Source organism: Planifilum fulgidum, assembly GCF_900113175.1.
Classification (GTDB): domain Bacteria; phylum Bacillota; class Bacilli; order Thermoactinomycetales; family DSM-44946; genus Planifilum; species Planifilum fulgidum.
Genome location: NZ_FOOK01000001.1, coordinates 56160 through 73605, shown reverse-complemented (window position 1 = coordinate 73605; position 17446 = coordinate 56160). Strand labels below are relative to the sequence as shown.

12 protein-coding genes, 1 pseudogene and 1 CRISPR repeat array are annotated in these 17446 nt (G+C 53.5%); of the genes and pseudogenes, 11 read left to right on the top strand and 2 right to left on the bottom strand.

Going from position 1 to position 17446, the window contains the following annotated elements; translation table 11 throughout:
* Window positions 1–60: 60 nt before the first annotated feature.
* A complete protein-coding gene (locus BM063_RS00315; RefSeq protein WP_092035334.1) occupies window positions 61–549 on the bottom strand; it encodes a DinB family protein in 489 nt (162 codons plus the stop codon).
* A gap of 573 nt (window positions 550–1122) precedes the next feature.
* Window positions 1123–1669: direct repeats of the CRISPR family, unit length 37 nt; unit sequence GTCACAAAAAGAACACCTCAGTAAAGAGGATTGAAAC.
* A gap of 328 nt (window positions 1670–1997) precedes the next feature.
* On the opposite strand from BM063_RS00315, the gene BM063_RS00310 reads away from it, so the two are divergent.
* From BM063_RS00310 to BM063_RS00260, 11 genes and pseudogenes are all read left to right on the top strand, one after another.
* The gene (locus BM063_RS00310; protein ID WP_092035333.1) at window positions 1998–2402 is read left to right on the top strand and encodes a CDI toxin immunity protein; all 405 of its coding nucleotides are present in this window, start codon (window positions 1998–2000) and stop codon (window positions 2400–2402) included.
* A 789-nt stretch (window positions 2403–3191) separates the two neighbouring features.
* Window positions 3192–4400: a TcaA 3rd/4th domain-containing protein gene (locus BM063_RS00305; RefSeq protein WP_092035332.1), complete on the top strand. Its 1209-nt coding sequence runs from the start codon at window positions 3192–3194 to the stop codon at window positions 4398–4400.
* A gap of 444 nt (window positions 4401–4844) precedes the next feature.
* Window positions 4845–7520, top strand: a complete 2676-nt coding sequence (locus BM063_RS00300; RefSeq protein ID WP_092035331.1) for a sigma-54-dependent transcriptional regulator — start codon at window positions 4845–4847, stop codon at window positions 7518–7520.
* 116 nt (window positions 7521–7636) lie between these two features.
* Window positions 7637–7945 (top strand): PTS sugar transporter subunit IIB, encoded by a 309-nt coding sequence (locus BM063_RS00295; protein WP_425439099.1) that lies wholly within the window; start codon window positions 7637–7639, stop codon window positions 7943–7945.
* 12 nt (window positions 7946–7957) lie between these two features.
* Complete coding sequence (locus BM063_RS17815) at window positions 7958–8134, top strand: hypothetical protein (RefSeq protein ID WP_218154389.1); 177 nt, start codon at window positions 7958–7960, stop codon at window positions 8132–8134.
* Between the two features lie 23 nt (window positions 8135–8157).
* Window positions 8158–9296: pseudogene (locus BM063_RS00290) on the top strand (PTS sugar transporter subunit IIC).
* 99 nt (window positions 9297–9395) lie between these two features.
* Complete coding sequence (locus BM063_RS00285; RefSeq protein ID WP_092035329.1) at window positions 9396–9725, top strand: PTS lactose/cellobiose transporter subunit IIA; 330 nt, start codon at window positions 9396–9398, stop codon at window positions 9723–9725.
* Complete coding sequence (locus BM063_RS00280) at window positions 9722–11059, top strand: 6-phospho-beta-glucosidase (protein ID WP_092035328.1); 1338 nt, start codon at window positions 9722–9724, stop codon at window positions 11057–11059. Before BM063_RS00285 ends, BM063_RS00280 begins: the two co-directional genes overlap by 4 nt.
* A gap of 30 nt (window positions 11060–11089) precedes the next feature.
* Window positions 11090–12364, top strand: coding sequence for a PTS sugar transporter subunit IIC (locus BM063_RS00275; protein ID WP_092035327.1), 1275 nt, complete (start codon window positions 11090–11092; stop codon window positions 12362–12364).
* A gap of 522 nt (window positions 12365–12886) precedes the next feature.
* Window positions 12887–13483 (top strand): TetR/AcrR family transcriptional regulator, encoded by a 597-nt coding sequence (locus BM063_RS00265; RefSeq protein ID WP_092035325.1) that lies wholly within the window; start codon window positions 12887–12889, stop codon window positions 13481–13483.
* A 248-nt stretch (window positions 13484–13731) separates the two neighbouring features.
* Complete coding sequence (locus BM063_RS00260) at window positions 13732–15075, top strand: TcaA 3rd/4th domain-containing protein (RefSeq protein ID WP_092035324.1); 1344 nt, start codon at window positions 13732–13734, stop codon at window positions 15073–15075.
* Window positions 15076–15371: 296 nt separating this feature from the next.
* Here the strand turns inward: BM063_RS00260 and BM063_RS00255 are convergent, their stop codons facing one another.
* A complete protein-coding gene (locus BM063_RS00255; protein ID WP_092035323.1) occupies window positions 15372–16751 on the bottom strand; it encodes a tryptophanase in 1380 nt (459 codons plus the stop codon).
* Window positions 16752–17446 lie beyond the last annotated feature (695 nt).

Here is a 17446-nt window from a genome sequence, read left to right as displayed (position 1 = left end):
CGGAAGATCAACATCGGCTGACCAACGTTTGGCCAGCCGATGCTCCTGTGGGTTGACCATTCATCGGGACCATGTTCCTTGTAGACGACGAAGAAGAAGAATTTGGCCTGTATGGTAGCTGGTGTGTGCGAGCAGTCCATGAATTTCATACAGTACGGAAGGGCTGTTTGCTCCCTGGGTCGGACTCAGGAGCTGCTCAGGCCTGAGGCTTTTTACCACATCCGACAACTTTGCCATTGCCCGGGCGAGTTCTGTTTGAAGAGAAGACCAGGAAGCGTTATCCGGAGAGTCCGGGACCGGCCAGTCCGTTTCTGACCGATTGGATGGTTCCTCTCCCCGGCGGATCGCCTCAAACACTTCCGTCATCCGCATCGTCCAATAATGGATGTGGGCTGCTAATTCCCATATGCAAGGAATACCGGGAGAAGGTCGCCAAAGGGCCTGTTCCGCAGTCAAATCCGCAATTGACTGAACGACTGTTGTATACCAACCATTATTCTCACCACTGTTCAACCGTTTCAGATGGTCCGCAAGCATCAGCGGATCCATATTGTCCCACCTCGGACTCAATGATGTGGCCGGTTTAAGCAATACGACAGGTGCGTTCCATTTCCTCTTGTCAGCTTTTTTTCTTTGCAATTTTTTGGGAAAGTAGACATCGAAGTCCTTACGAAACAAAAGTGCAAGATCAATTGTTTTCCTAGGCAACTATCTGGTGGATGGCTGTTTGGGTTGGATGCCCTCAAACTGTCGTCGATTTCTAATGGGGCAATCGATCTGAATAATTGATGTGAAGGGGGAAAAGATGATTTTTAATTGACGAAATTGTAGTCAAGGATTATAGTAAAAGGTGCCCCTGTCGTCGCTTTTTTAGGTTGTGGGTTTCTCTGAAAGGGATTGTAATTTGATCCATCTGTCAATGGAGATGATTTTGCGAACACCGGGAGCTTCGGCGCAACCCCGGGGGTTGTTCGCAAACGCGCAAACCCGCATCAAATAAGGAAAATCAGCGTTTTTCGATTTTTGAATCAGGTGTCGGATTACCTAAAAAATGATTAAATGAAGAAGGTGTTCGCAAAACGGCGAACAGATCCAGGCATATCAAGGGATTTAGCGCCCGCTGTCACAAAAAGAACACCTCAGTAAAGAGGATTGAAACTTTTAGTCAAACCCTTATTCCCTTTCATTTATATGTGTCACAAAAAGAACACCTCAGTAAAGAGGATTGAAACGCCCCTCCTTCCACGATCTTATTATACCACATAAAAGTCACAAAAAGAACACCTCAGTAAAGAGGATTGAAACATTTTTACGCGATTGCTCACGAGGTTCCCCCTTCGTCACAAAAAGAACACCTCAGTAAAGAGGATTGAAACGATGCTGATGAAGGAACTCCGAACCTATAACTCCGTCGTCACAAAAAGAACACCTCAGTAAAGAGGATTGAAACGGTTCTGGGAAGGCGGGACGAGGGTCCATCAGTTCGTCACAAAAAGAACACCTCAGTAAAGAGGATTGAAACCCTCGTCGCCGTCACGCAACGGCGTGGTGAGCTTCGCCGTCACAAAAAGAACACCTCAGTAAAGAGGATTGAAACGGTTCTGGGAAGGCGGGACGAGGGTCCATCAGTTCGTCACAAAAAGAACACCTCAGTAAAGAGGATTGAAACTGGTGAAAGGCTAAAATCCCTTCGCTGATCAGCACCAAGTCAAGCACACCTTAATAAAAAACATTGAATCCGCCTTATATAACATGGGGTTAAATCAGTCAGGGGTGACGCTGACGTCACCCCTCTTGTTATGTTATGTTGCTGTTACTGACATGGATAGGTGGACTGGATGGGTTTCTTACCTTAAACACCATCTGGCAAACCGTTCCAGAATGCAGAGTCCGTTTTTTCCGGCGAATCACCCTCCGATGCCGCAGCATCCCTGATCTTGGCGGATGGTGGGGATTATCTCAGATGAAGCGCCCGCTTTGGAAGGGAGAAATAGACAATGACTCTTTTTGAAGAATGTATCGAGGCGTTAAAGAGAGAAGGAGAGGTAATGGTTTTATCTGAGGAGGAATCAAGGGAAGTAAAAAGGGAATTTAAAGAAAACGTTCCGTTGGATCGGTTTGTTGGCAGAGTGGATTTCAGTCAGGTATCGCGGAAGAAAGAGATTGTGATGGATGAGGACATATTGGAGGAGTTATATAAAAATAACGTCAATGTAAATGAGCCGGTGTATGTATTCTGGTTCAACGCGAGGTTGCCGGTAATACAAACCTCCATAAAAAACGTCATCCAGGTCGTGGAGGATGTCATATCCGTGGACTTCGACACCTGGATCTATTGCCCGAAGGAAAGGTACGTGGTGGAGTATTATCATGAAGGAGAAACTTTATTGGGTTTTTATTAATACCGTCCCAAAAAACGACAAACAGCCCTTTTCTCAGAATGTTTTCCTTTTTCGGCCCTTCCCTTTGTTTTGTCTCGCATCTGGGTGCAGACGACTTGGCTCGGTGCCGAAGGACCAACCGCGTGAAACGACCCAAGGTGCGCAAAGGTGGCGACCCGGGTGGTCCAGGGCATCGGCGGCCAACCCCGACTCGGGCATAAGCCAGGTGCCTGCCCCAATATGGGTTCCAGTCGCTACAGCCCCCGGTAGCTTGATTTTTTGTTCGCGATTAGATTCGGGAATCGAATTATTGGTATTACTTATTTTTAGTGTTACGAAATTTTTTGTTGAAATCCGTCCGACATTCACTTATTATTATTCCGAACCCTTACCGGGGTCAATTCTTGTGATTGCAAGGGGGTCTGAAATGGGAAGACTTTTTTTATTTGAAGGAGAATAAACAATTTTGACCCGTTTTGGTGGAGAGAAAACGGGCCAGGATGTGGCCGGAATGGGTTGCAGTGGTCGGACAGACGGAATGTTTTTTACTTGGGAATAGCGAGAGGAAGTAGCATGATGATTTGAACAAAACGCGGAAGCGGCAGGTGAAATCGTCGGAAAAACTTTCTATCAATGGACCTGGATCTTGAGGGAGGAAATATTGCGAGTGAATACGAATGATTTTAAATTGTCAAAAAAGAAGAAGGGCATTCAAAAAAGCACAAGGGGTTTGCCGTACTGGCCGTCATTGCGGTTCTGCTGATTGTCGGGACATCCATTGCGTTTGCCGCAGCCGATGGACCTGAGGATGTGGTCAGGAAGTTCAAGGAAGCGGTACATAACAACGATGTGGAGGCCCTGGAGGAGATTGTGTCGCCGGATGACGAACGGATGGAAATCGATCGCAAATACCTCGCCCATTTTCTTGAGCTTATGCATCGGGACAAGGGTTACCGGGAGGCGACCATGTCCCTGCTGCACTCCCAACTGGCATTATATCAATCGGATGGAAATGACTTTTACGGCACGGATGCCTTTGCCTGGGTGGATTATTACTTGAAGCGGGAGGAAGGGGTCCTGTTCGATTCCTATTCCATCGGCGTCCGCCCCTACTTTTTGCACATCAAGACAAATAAACCGGGCGGGACGGTGAAAGTGGACGGAGAGACGGTTCTCACTTCCGAAGAGGGAGACGCCAAGATGCTGGGGCCACTGATGCCCGGGGAATACGAGGTGGAAGGCACGAAGAAATATTCCTACGCGTTGGTGAGGGATGCCAAGAAGGTAAAACTGTTCGCCCGCGAGGATGGGCAGGCGGAAGTGCAGGTGGATTTGACCGGCACGTATATCCGGCTGCAGTCCGGCTTCAAGGATACCCGGGTGATTGTCAATGGAAAACCGATCAACAAAAGGGTCGAGGAAGTCAGCGAGTTCGGGCCGGTATCCCGGGACGGGTCGATCACCCTTCAGGGAGAGGGGACATTCCCCTGGGGCACGTCCAGAAGCGACAAAATCAAAGTGACCGAGAACACGTTGGCCGTGGATCTCACTCCCAAACCCTACGCGGACAAAAAAGGCAAGGACCGGATTGTAAAGACGGTCAACACCTTTTTCAAGGAATGGTTTACGGCAAAGCAAAAGCAGGACGCTTCCCTCCTGACCGTGGCGGGGCACGATCTGAAAAGGGAGCTGGTCAGGGACATCGAGACCAAAAAGTCTTTGGTGGCATCCTGGGGGAAAGAACCGTTCAGGGGTGTTGTCCTGGGAACGAGAATAGACTTAGACAAATTGCGGTTTGAATACACGGACGATCATTATGTGGTCCAAATCCCGGTGGAGTTGCATTCAAAACACAATGACAACATTCATGAGCGGATGGAAGAGGAGTTCGACGCGAAGTGGTTGGTGCTCCGTTATGATGAGGGCGGGAAAAGGTGGTTGGTTCACTCGGAGGAGATCCTGTTCGGAACATCGGAGTATTTCCAGGGAAAAAACACGGTCAAAACCGAATTCAAGTGAGCTTGCCGGGGAAACTTCCCCGGTTTTCTTCATTTGGATTGCTGATGGCCGGTGTCCGTATGCCGGCGTCGCACGAACGGGGCGGCAATGTGTCGTGCTTTTGTCAAGGGGGAAAACCCCGATCAAGAGACATGCGGCGGAAGGCCCGGCGCTTGAGGGTGCCCTTGCCTTGAGACCGCCGGAGCGGGAGGAAGAAAGGTTTTCTTCGCGGATTCTCCCCTGTGAACATCCGGGGTGATTCGCCGTCTGTCTTTTGCGCCGTCCTCCGCTTCCGCAACCGGCATCCACCCCGCTTCCGCTTCCGCGGCCTGCTTTATCCCTGTTCGGAGGGGAATATATATGTGGCGAGCAGCTTTCCTTTAAAATTCGGGAATGGAGAGGGAAGCTGCAGGGATTGTTGGAAGGAATGAAACGGGGAAAAAGCGGGGGCGCAGGGGTGAAATCATGAAACGAAAGGAATTTATATTCGAAAAATTAAGGGAAATGGACATGGGAACCGAGGGGATCAGCGCCGGCGAATTGGCGAAGCGGCTGGGTTTGAACCGGGCGAATGTCAGCAGGGAGCTCAACGCCCTGTGGAGGGAGGGAAAGGTTCGGAAGCAACCGGGAAGGCCGGTCCGATTTTCCGTCTCAGAGCCCCCCGTGGCGGACTGTCGGGCTTTTGCTTCTTCCACCATCCTGGACCGGTTGGCGGAGACCTGCGACAGCCTGAGGACGGCCTGTGAGCAGGGAAAGGCGGCCGTCCTGTATCCGGGAGGCATGCACATGCTGCTCCTCGGCGAGACGGGCGTGGGCAAGTCGATGTTCGCCGAATGTTTGCACCGGTATGCCGTGGAAGTGGGGAAGATGGCCGAAAACGCGCCCTTCGTACCCTTCAATTGCGCCGATTACGCAAACAATCCCCAGCTGTTGCTGGGCCAGTTGTTCGGAATTCAAAAGGGCGCCTTCACCGGCGCCCGGGAACAGCGGGGACTGCTGGAGATTGCGAACGGGGGGATTCTGTTTTTGGACGAGGTTCACCGTCTTCCCGGGGAAGGCCAGGAAATGCTGTTTACCTTTATCGATAAGGGATGTTTTCGGCGATTGGGGGAGACGGAGGCGGAGCGAACCGCCCGCGTCCTCCTGATCGCCGCGACGACGGAAAGCCCCGGCTCCAGCCTGTTGAAATCTTTCACCCGGCGCATCCCCATGGTGATCGAACTTCCCCCCCTGAGGGAGAGGAGCGCGGAAGAGCGTTACCGGCTCATTACGGGCTTTTTCAAGGAAGAGGCCCTCCGTTTGGGCCGGGAAATCAGTGTGTCGCCGGATGTGATTCGGGCGCTTCTTCATTACCCCTGTCCGAACAATGTGGGGCAACTGAAGGTCGACATTCAGCTTTTGTGCGCCAAGGCCTTTGCCGACCATGTCAGCGCAAAGAAAGAGCGGGTGCGGATCGATTTCCCGGACCTTCCGCCCCGGGTCAAGGAAGGGCTGATTTTGAGCACTTCCCGGAGGGAAGAGGTTTCCCTTCACGAGGGATGGTATGTGTTCCATCCCGGTGGAAGGGAAGAGGCCTTTGTAATTGCGCAGCCGGATCCGAAACAGACGGTGTACGAAAAGATTGAGAAGCGGTACCGCGAGTTGAAAGCGCGGGGGGTGGCTGACGACGAGCTCGATTTGCTGATGGAGATCGATATCGAAAACTATTTTACCCACTATTTGAAGCGGATGAGCCGGAGCGTGAAGGAAGGCGGTCCGGCAAGGATTGTCCGGCCGGAAATCCTGCAGCTGGCGGGAGAAATTTTGAAATATGCGGGGGAGAAGCTTGGCCGGAAATTTGACGAGGAAGTGCTGCAAAGCCTCGCGTTGCACATCCAAACCTCCGCCGACCGCATCCAAAAGGGCGGAAAGATCGTCCATCCCCGGTTGAACCAGGTGAGAAGAAAATATAAGGCAGCGTTTGTTGCGGCCATCGATTGCCTCAAAAAAATCGAAGATCGGTTGAACATCGATCTTCCCATTGATGAAGCGGGATTTCTGGCCCTGTTTTTTGTGCTGGATCCGCCGGAGGGCAAAGAGGCGGAACAGGTGCAGATCCTGGTGCTGGCCCATGGCGACGGGATTGCGTCGGCCATGGCCGGGGTGGCCAATCGGCTGCTCGGCACCCGCCATGCATCGGCCGTCGATATTCCCCTCACGATGTCTCCGGAAGAGGCCTATGAAAGGGTGAAGGAACAGATTCGGCAAACCGCGTCGGGGGTGCTGCTTCTCGTCGACATGGGTTCCCTGGTCCGGTTTGACGAAAAGTTGGCGGATGAACTGAACATCCCGGTGAAGACGATTCCGATGGTCAGCACCCTCCACGTGTTGGAAGCCACCCGCATGGCGATGTTGGGCTGTCCCCTCGAACAGATTTATGACGACTTGAAGCGGCTGACGCCCTATGACGCCGAGCTTGCGACAGTCGCTTCCAGGGACGATCCCCCGGTGAAGGGGGCCATCGTGACGGCCTGCGTGGCGGGAAATGCCGTTGCCATCCAAAAGGTCCTTGAAAAATACCTGCATTTCAACCGGCGGTGGCTGGATATCATTCCGCTTCAAGCGGCCGACCCCCGCGATCTGATGCGCCGGCTCTCCAGGATCGAACGGAAGAGGAACCTGCTCTGCGTTGTGAGCGACTGCTGCCTTGGAGGGGAAATCCCGCAATTTCGCGTGGACGAGGTGCTCAATCTGAAGGCCATTGACCAGATCCAATACTTCATCGACACCGAGGAGACCTATTTAAAGATGGCGGAAACGCTTCGAAATCATCTGCGGCGTGTGGCTCCGGCGCAGGTGGTTTCGGATGTGAGGCGGTGTTTGAACCGCGTCCAAGCGCGTCTTAAGATCTCCATTCCCACGGGGGATCTGGTGGGCGTTGTCCTGCATGCCTGCTGCATGGTGGACCGCCTGGTCTCCGGAGATGATTCCGTGTCGTTCAAGAACAAGCGGCAATACATCCGGGAGCGTTTCCCGGTCTATCAGACCGTCCGCGACGTGTTCAGGACTTTGGAGGAGATATACCGAATCAAGCTCTCTGACGATGAGATCTGTTACTTGATCAGCTTCCTGGACGGGGCAAAACGCACGCACACTCAGTGACACACTTTGACACACAAACACAGACGGGAAAAAAGGGAGGCTCAACGGGCCGCCCAACCCTTGGCATGGGAATTGCTTAAAGTAATTGGCAGCAACGCATTTCAGGGGGGATGTTTGTGAAAATCGTTTTGGTGTGTGCCGCAGGCATGTCCACGTCCCTGGTGGTCCAGCGGATGAAAAAAGAGGCGGCCGACCGGCAGCTGGACGTCGAAGTGATCGCCATACCGATGGAAGAGTTTGAAGAGCAGATTCAGGATGCTTCCGTTGTCCTGGTGGGGCCCCAGGTTCGCTTCAGACTGGCGGAATTCGAAAAAAAGGCGAAAGATTACGGCGTTCCGGTCGCCGTGATCGATCCCAGGGATTACGGCATGGTGAACGGCGCCAAGATCCTGGATACGGCTTTGTCTCTCATCGGCCAAAGATAGGAGGGATTTGGGGTGAGTCGGTTTTATCAGGTTCTTGAATCGAGATTGTTGCCGATTCTTGGCCGATTGGCGAGTCAAACTCATTTAACCGCAATACGTGACGGTTTAATCGCCATTATGCCTTTAACCATAATCGGGTCGTTGCCCCTGCTGATCGCCAATCTTTTGTACCCAAACCCGATAAAGTGACGGGGTTTTTCACCGCTTTTGCGATGAACTGGCATGAGTGGGTCAGTAATCCGGCCGTTCGGAAGATGATATTGACCCCCTATGAAATGACCTTCGGTCTCATTGGACTTTTCGCCTCAATGACCATTGCATACAGCCTTGCCCGAACCTACAAGATGAATGAAATTTCCGCTGTTGTGGTTGCCGGTGTCACCTTCTTATTGGTTGCTTCCCCAGCTGAGTCGTTCGTTCTTAACAGTGCGGAATTCAATGCGATGAAAACGGATTTTCTCGGCGGCAAGGGTTTGTTCACGGCCTTGTTGGTCGGCATTCTGACCGTGGAAATCACGCGGTTTCTCAGGAAGAGAAGATTGACCATCCGCATGCCGGAGGGGGTGCCTCCCGCGGTAGCTAATGCTTTCGATAACATGACGCCTCTGTTGATTAACATCGTTATTTTCTATACCTTCAGTCTAATTCTTCAGGGTTTGACCGGTTATCTGCTTCCAGAGTGGGTCATGAAAATCCTTGCACCGGCCATCGCGGCCGTTGATTCTCCCTTCGCGGTGTTTTTTGCGGCGGTGTTTGCCAATCTTCTCTGGTTTACCGGCATCCACGGTGCGGTAATCGTGAGTTCGGCCATTCTGGGCGCATTTTTTGAGCACAATATTGCTGCCAATGCTGCTGCGGTCGCTCAGGGAGAGGCACCTCCTTATATCTTCACAAAGATGTTTTGGGCGTTCTACATGGTGATTGGTGGATCCGGCGCCACCTTGCGCTTGTGCTCCTGTATTTGCGATCGAAGAGTACGCATCTTCGAAGTGTTGGGAGGGTTGCCTTGGTCCCGGCAATCTTTAACATCAATGAACCCGTGATTTTTGGCACACCGGTGGTGTTTAATCCCACACTGTTTTTCCCTTTTGTCTTCATTGAAGGCATCTTGGGGGTGATAGCGTATTATGCGACAAAATGGGGATTGGTCGGCGCCACTTTCGCCGAGGCGCCTTGGACCGCTCCGGCTCCTTTGGGCGCGTTTTATGCGGCGATGGATTTTCGGGCAGCTCTGCTGGTTTTCTTGCTGATCGGTCTGTCCGGTCTGCTGTGGTTTCCCTTTTTCAAACTTTATGAGCGCCAGCTGCTTCAGGAAAGTGGCCGCGAAGGGAAAACAAAAGGAGCTGCCTGAATGCCGTGGAAAGGTAAAGGGGTTTTGAAACTTCCCCGAATGATCGAGTTAACTGACTTGAAATGAAAAGAATTTTGCAAAGAGTAAGGAGAGAGACCGTTGGAGTTTTCCGAGGAAAACATCTTTCGCATCCTGCTGCACGGAGGAAATGCCCGGAGTTTGGCGATGGAGGCCGTCCATGACGCCAAAAGCGGGAATTGGCAGGCGGCGCGGCAGAAAATCCGACAGGCGGAAGCCGAGATTCGCAAGGCCCACCGGATTCAAACCAAATGGATCCAGCGGGAGGCCGGCGGAGAGCGGAAAGAGGTCACCCTGCTTCTGGTCCATGCGCAGGACCACCTGATGAATGCCATCACAGTCAAGGATCTTGCCGTCGAATTGATCGACTTGTACAAACGGATGACCCCTGCGGGAGGTGCGAAGAAGTGACGGGTTTGAAGATCGCGGTGATCGGCGGCGGTTCCAGCTACACGCCGGAGCTGGTGGAGGGGTTCATCAAGCGGTTTGAGGAGTTGCCGGTGCGTGAACTGTGGCTGGTGGATATCCCGGAAGGGGAGGAAAAGCTGCACATCGTGGGCGCCTTGGCCGAGCGGATGGTGAAGAAGGCCGGTGTGCCCATCCGCATCCATCGCACCTTGGACCGGAGGAAAGCCCTGAACGATGCGGATTTTGTGATCACCCAGATTCGCGTCGGCCGGATCGAGGCCCGCATCAAGGATGAAAAGATTCCCCTGAAATACGGCGTGATCGGCCAAGAGACCAACGGGCCGGGTGGTTTGTTCAAGGGGCTCCGGACGATTCCCGTCATCCTCGACATCGCCCGGGAAATGGAGGAGTTGTGCCCGGAGGCCTGGCTCATCAACTTTTCCAACCCCGTCGGAATGGTGACGGAGGCGGTGCTGCGCTACGGCAACATCCGGAAAACCGTCGGGCTGTGCAACGTGCCCATCGGGATGAAGATGGGAGTCGCCCGCTTGCTCGGAGTGGAGGCGGACCGCCTTCACATCGACTTTGCCGGTTTGAACCACATGGTGTTCGGTTTGGATGTCTACTTGGACGGTCAAAGGATCACCGGGCAGGTGCTGGAACGCATCACGAGCGGCGAACGATCCGGCGTCACCATGAAAAACATTGTCGATCTCGGCTGGGAGCCCGATTTTATCAAGGGGTTGGGGCTTTTGCCGTGTCCCTACCACAGATACTATTTTCAGACGAAAAAAATGCTGGAGGAGCAAAAGGAGGCGGTGAAAAAAGAGGGGACGCGCGCGGAGGTGGTGAAGCGGCTGGAGGAGGAGTTGTTCGAGCTGTATCGGGATCCGGACTTGGACATCAAACCGCCCCAATTGGAAAAGCGGGGAGGCGCCTATTACAGCGATGCGGCCTGCAGCCTGATCCATTCCATTCACACCGACAAGCGGGACATTCAGACGGTCAATGTACGGAATTGCGGGGCGATCGCCGGCATTTCTCCCGATTCGGCCGTGGAGGTCAATTGCGTGATCACCAAAGAGGGTCCGAAGCCGATCGCCGTCGGGGACCTGCCGGTGGCGGTGCGGGGGCTCGTGCAGCAGATCAAATCCTTTGAGCGGGTCGCGGCCGAGGCGGCGGTGACGGGAGATTATCACAAGGCCCTGGTGGCGATGACGATCAATCCCCTGGTTCCCTCGGATACCATCGCCAAACAAATCCTCGATGAAATGCTGGAAGCTCACCGGGAACATTTGCCGCAATTTTTCCAAAAGGGCCGGACCCGTGCCCGCTGAGGGATCAGCTTTCCAAAAGGAGGACGGCGTATGGAAAAAGCGGTTCAACTCCTGGATCGCTATTTTTCGGGACCCGCCGTGAAATTGGCTGAACAGCGCCATTTGCAGGCGGTCCGCAACGGAGTGATCTCCGCCCTGCCCTTCATTATCGTCGGGAGTTTCTTCCTGATTGTCGCGTTCCCGCCCGTGCCCGAGGGCTCCGCCATCGCCCGCTGGGCGGAGGAGCATGTGAGGGAGATCCTGATCCCGTACCGTTTGACCATGTTCATCATGTCCCTCTACATTGTGTACGGCATTGGATACAATCTGGCCAAAAGCTACCGGATCGATCCGCTGGCCGGCGCCCAGATTTCCGCCGCGGCGTTTCTGTTGACCATCGTCCCCCAGACCATCGATGGGGTCGGAGAAGTGTTGCCCATGACCAACCTGGGGGGACGGGGCCTGTTCGTGGCCATCCTGACTTCCATCGTGGCCGTCGAGATTCTCAGGTTCTGCAAGAGGAAAAACTGGACGATCAAGATGCCGGAACAGGTTCCGCCCGCGCTGATCCGGTCCTTTGAGGCCCTCATTCCCGTCGCCATCACCGTCCTTCTCATGACCCTGATCACGGTGGTGTTCCGGATCGATTTGCACGGGGTGATCGGCAAACTGGTCTCTCCGCTGGTGACGGTGGGGGACAGTCTGCCGGGTGTTTTGGTTCCCGTCTTTTTGATCACCTTTTTCTGGTCCCTCGGCATCCACGGGGATTCCATCGTCGGCACGATCGCCCGCCCCCTGTGGGAAGTGTTTCTGGCCAACAATGCCGAAGCCGTCGTCGCCGGCGAGGCGATTCCCCACGCGGCCCCCGAAACGTTCTTCCAGTGGTTCGTCTGGATCGGAGGATCCGGAGCCACCTTCGGATTGGTCATCTGCATGCTTTTTTTCGCGCGGACGAAATATTCCAAAACTCTGGGCAAAACCGCCCTCGCCCCCAGCATCTTTAACATCAATGAACCCGTCATCTTCGGCGTGCCTATCATGCTGAACCCGATCATGATCATTCCCTTCGTGGTCACGCCCCTGGTCACGTCCACCCTGTCCTATTTCGCCACGGTCCTCGGACTGGTCACCCCCACCTACATCATGCCGCCCTGGACACTGCCCGCTCCCATCGGCGCTTATTTGGCCACCGGGGGCGATTGGCGGGCGGTGGTGCTGGTCGTCGTCAATGTGGCCATCTCCTTTGTGATCTATTATCCCTTCTTCCGGATGCACGAGAGGAAACTGATCGAAGAGGAGGAGGCGGAGCAGCGGATCGGGGCGTGAGAAATGTCCGGGGAGGAGGCGAACTTCACGCGGGAGGTCTCAATGCGTTTCGCGCAGGCGGAAGCCGGAGGGGACGCTTCTCCGGATGTACTTAGGAAATCGCGGCGTTTTTGCGTTGGACCGGATGGATGCGGCGCGAAGGGAGGTTATCGATTGGCAGAAGAGACGGGGTGGCCGCCCTTTGCCTGCGTTCTCCGGGATTGCTGACGGGGTGATGGCATTTCATCCCGTCTTTTTCACTTTACCGGGCTCCTTTCAGCCGAAGGCGGAACGGCTCTATCCGCTTTCCGACGAAAATGGGAGGAAAGGAGCCCGAGGCGGATGATCCGGCTCGCCGAGCGGTTCGGCTCCTCGGTTTGAATGCCTTTTGATTTTTCTATTGGATTTGCAGCTGCGCAATTTCCCCTTGTTGGATTTATCAAGGGGCGATGTCCGGGAAGGTCGGGCGGATTTTTAATGGGCAAAATTTTGTGGTAATATCCAAGTGGGAAGTGATATCCTTCGCAGGAGAGGAGATTGCCTATGACGAAATACAAATCCGGCGAATGGACGAAGCAACAGATTATTGACGCCACGTTCCGCTTGATTGCGGATAAAGGATATGATGACATGTCGATTGAAGATATCATGAACGAAGTGGGAAAAACGAAGGGGGCGTTTTATTCCCATTTTCAGAGCAAAGAGGACTTGTTGTACGAATTGATGCGGACGAAATTGGACCGGAAATTCGACGAAATTGCTGAAAAGACGCTGAATAAGCTGAAGGAGGAGCCCTGTGACGTCCGGGAGATTCTCCTTCAATTGCTGGAGATGGTGTATCAGGGTTCCACGGGTTCGGATCCGGTATGGTCCGCCACCTATTATCAATTTTTTTTAATGAGTCGGAAAAACCCGTTCATCCGGGAGTGGCTTCAAGAGCAGTATCGGGAATGGGAATCGTTTATGGCGACCGTAGTCCGGCGGGGGCAGGAGCTGGGGCAAATCCGTTCGGATATTGAGGCCCGGGTCATAGGCAATCTGTTGATTGCGGCGTTTCAGGGATACGAACTCCGTTTGATCGTTGATCCGAAAGCGGATCTGTTTGAAGAACGGAAGCTGGTGGAATCCTTTTTCCGGTGAGGAATCGGGGAATCCCCGACTTTTTTTTTGTGTTGTTCAAAGGAAGGATATTGCAATTTTTTGGATGATCATTTATTATAATGGTCAAAAACATACTGAATGGTTAGTTATTTTTCAGACAAATTTTGCGTAGGAGGTGCGGGCAAACTTCCTGTGACCCGGTCTTGAAGCGACAAATCCATGGGAAGTGCGGCCGGATGTAAGAAGATGTCAATCGCATATTGCATTTAAAGGAGGCGACATCGTCCGTGAATCCGCAAATCGATAAGGATCAATGGACGGAATCCCTGCAGGTGGCAAAGGGATGGGCCCTAAGGCGCAAGGGGATTGTCGCGTTGGTTGTGATTGCCGTTTTCGTGCTTGTTGGCATTTCGTTTGCTGCGACCGATGATCCTGAAGAAGTGGTTCGGAAGTTTGAAGAAGCGGTTTACAACAACGACGTGGATGCCCTGGAGGAGATCGTGTCGCCGGATGACGACCGGATGGAAATCGACCGCAGACACCTTGCCGATTTCCTCGAGCGAATACAGAAAAACGAGCGGACGATGGAAATGTATTTGTCCCTGTTGCGGTACCAATTGGCATCCTTCGAGGGGAATTATGCGCCTTATCCGGATAAATACAATCTTGAACAGATGGATTATTACCTGAAGTGGGAGGATGGCTTTTTGTTCGATTCCTATTCCATCGGCGTGCGCCCCTATTATATGCGCATCAAAGCGAGTGAAAAGGGCGGGACGGTGAAAGTGGATGGAGAAGAGGTCCTGACACCGGAAGAGGGGAACATCAAGGTGGTGGGACCGTTGATGCCCGGGCGCTACAAGGTGGAAGGCAGCAAGAAATATCCCTACGCCTTGGTGAAGGATACCCGGGAGGTGGCTCTCTTTGACGATACGGACGGGGAGGTGGAAGTGGAAGTCGATCTGACCGGGACCCATGTGGAGCTGTATTCCGCCTTCGGGGACACCCGGGTGATTGTCAACGGAAAACCGACAGACAAGACGGTGAAAGAGCTCAAAAAGTTTGGCCCGGTATCCCAGGACGGTTCAGTCACCCTCCAGGGGGAGCGAAAATTTCCGTGGGGAGTGTCCAGAAGCGATAAAAAGAAGGTGGAACAGTATACGGCCAGCGTGGATCTCACTCCCAAGCCCTTTGCCGATAAAAAGGGTCAGGAGCAGATCATCAGCACGATCAATGCCCATTTTAAGCAGTGGGGACAGGCGGTGGCGAAGGGAGACCCCTCTGTCTATACGGTCGGGGATGACGGGATGAAGAAGGAGCTGATCGAGGCGATCGAGGAGATTCGCCAGGGATACAAGGAGGAATCCTTGGGAACGAGAATCGATTTAGACAACATCAAATTCACCTATGAAAACGATCACTATGTCCTCAGTATTCCTGTGGAATATCATTATAGGCACAACGACAACTTTGATGAAAGAATGCAAGAGGAAATCGTGTCGAGAATGGTGACGCTTCGGTATGACGAGAAGGGCAAGCGCTGGTGGGTCCATTCGAGCACACACTTATATACCTGGCAGGCGGAAGACTATTTCAAGGGCAAAGGCGTGGTAAAAAGCGAGTTCAAATAAACGTTTCCGGGGAACATTCCCCGGTTGTTTGTTTTTTTGGAGGGCCTTTTCCCGGTCGGCATCGCGTCGATTGCTCCCGCCGGCGGCTCGTTTTGACACCGATGCGCAGGCGAGTCGATCCTGTGAGCGGACACCTTCCTTTTCGCGGGAGGGGAAGGATGAAGGGGATGCGGCGGTACGGTTTGCGGTTCGGCGGATGGTGGGGGTGGACGGATCTTGTTGCGACCGGACGGAACGCGGTCCGATGGGGATGGGCTGCATGCGGAAATTCCTTCATCCTCCCTCACCACGGTGGCTTATTGGGCCGGTTTCAATCGTGCCGTAAAGTGGCGCAACACTTTCGGTTCATAGGTGAACTCCAGCCCGACCAATTGGTCGGCCCGCTCTTTGATGGCGATCAAGCCGTCGGCGACGAAATCCATGTGGTTGTAGGTGTAGACCCGGCGCGGAATGGCCAGGCGAACCAGTTCCAACGGGCTTTTCAGCTGTTCTCCCGTCTCGGGATCCCTTCCCAACATCAGCGAGCCGATTTCCACACTGCGCACACCGCATTCCAGGTAAAGTTCATTGGCCAGCACCTGTCCCGGAAACTGGTGCGTCGGGATGTGGGGGAGAAGTTTTCCGGCGTCGACAAACACGGCGTGCCCGCCGGGCGGCGTCTGGATCGGGATTCCACCATCCAGCAATCTCTGTCCCAAATACTCCACCTGATGGATGCGGGATCTGAGAAATTCCTCGTTGATTCCCTCCTTCAGTCCGCGCGCCAGCGCCTCCAAATCCCGGCCGGCCAGACCGCCGTAGGTGGGGAAGCCTTCGTAGGGGACCGCCATGGAACGGGCCTGTTCGTACAATTTCTTCTGGTCCTTGTTGAAGGCCAAAATCCCTCCGATGTTGACCAGTCCGTCCTTTTTGGCGCTCATGGTAAAGGCGTCGGCGTAGGAAAACATCTCCCGGACGATTTCCCGGATGCTTTTGTTTTCGTATCCCGGTTCGCGCTGTTTGATGAAATAAGCGTTTTCCGCATAGCGCGCGGCGTCCATGATCAGGGGAATGCCGTACTTTTTGGCGATTTCCGAGGCTTCCCGGATGTTTTCCATGGACACCGGCTGTCCGCCCGCGCTGTTGTTCGTGACGGTGCAGATGATCATCGCGATGTTTTCCGGCCCCTTCTCCCGGATGGTCGCTTCCAGCTTCTCCAGGTCGAAGTTGCCCTTGAAGTCGTAGGGGGTCGTCGTATCCAGCGCCTCTTTGGTCACCACATCGATCGGCTTGCCGCATGCCAAATCGACGTGGGCACGGGTGGTGTCAAAGTGCCAGTTGCTCAGCACATACTGTCCCTTTTTGATGAGAAGGGGGAACAGCACCTGCTCGGCTCCCCGGCCTTGATGGGTCGGAATGACATACGGATAACCGAAGATGTCTTCGACCGTTTCCCTCAGGTGAAAATAGTTCCGGCTGCCCGAATAGGATTCGTCGCCGAGCATCAATCCCGCCCATTGCCAATCGCTCATCGCGCCGGTTCCGCTGTCCGTCAACAGGTCGATGTAGACGTCTTCCGATTTCAGGTTAAAAAGGTTGTAACCGGCTTCCTTCAGGGCTTTTTCTCTTTCTTCTCTTGAAATCATGCGGAGCGGTTCCACCATCTTGATCTTGTACGGTTCAGGCAGGCGTTTCATCCATTTTCCACTCCTTGCACGAAATTTGTTATCGCTTTCATAAGTGGTGATGTGTGAGCGCCTGGAGCATCCCGGCAAGACTTGTGCCCGACGGCTCTTGCGCGGCATCCCTTTGGCCGTTGGTTTTAAGGTGTTTCCCACAGTCAGGGTACCCGAACCGCAGACGTCAGTCAAATGGCGTGCCCTTTATGGGGAAGAAGGAGGAACTGCCTGTCCATCGATCTTTTACAGACGTCTTGGAAATGGCGCATCGACCCACTTCTTGATTGATGTGGGGCGGAGGCCGCATAGAGAGGGAAAGTAAGAAACTTTGCGATGTGGTTGTGCTCCGGCCGACCGGTCCGCACCCGCTTCGGCAGGGTTTTGCTGCGCGGAATATCAACTGCCTCTTTCCTCGAAGGCGTGCCTCTAACGATTTCATCGAAACGGACAAAGGAAAAAACTTCCTAAATCAATGAAAAGGCTGGGCACAAAACCCAGCCTTTTCATTTTAAGCGGTGCATGGGGTGTTAATAGAGGTGTTTTGATTGTAACAGGGGGGATCGAACATGTGGAAGGGTCGTGGGTGTTTCAATCTTATTTTTATAGAGGTGTTGTGATTGTAAGGACCGACATGTTTCGGTCCATCGGGGTAAGCGACGCGCAGTTTCAATTCTCTTTATAGAGGTGTTCTGATTGTGACAACCCGCCGCATC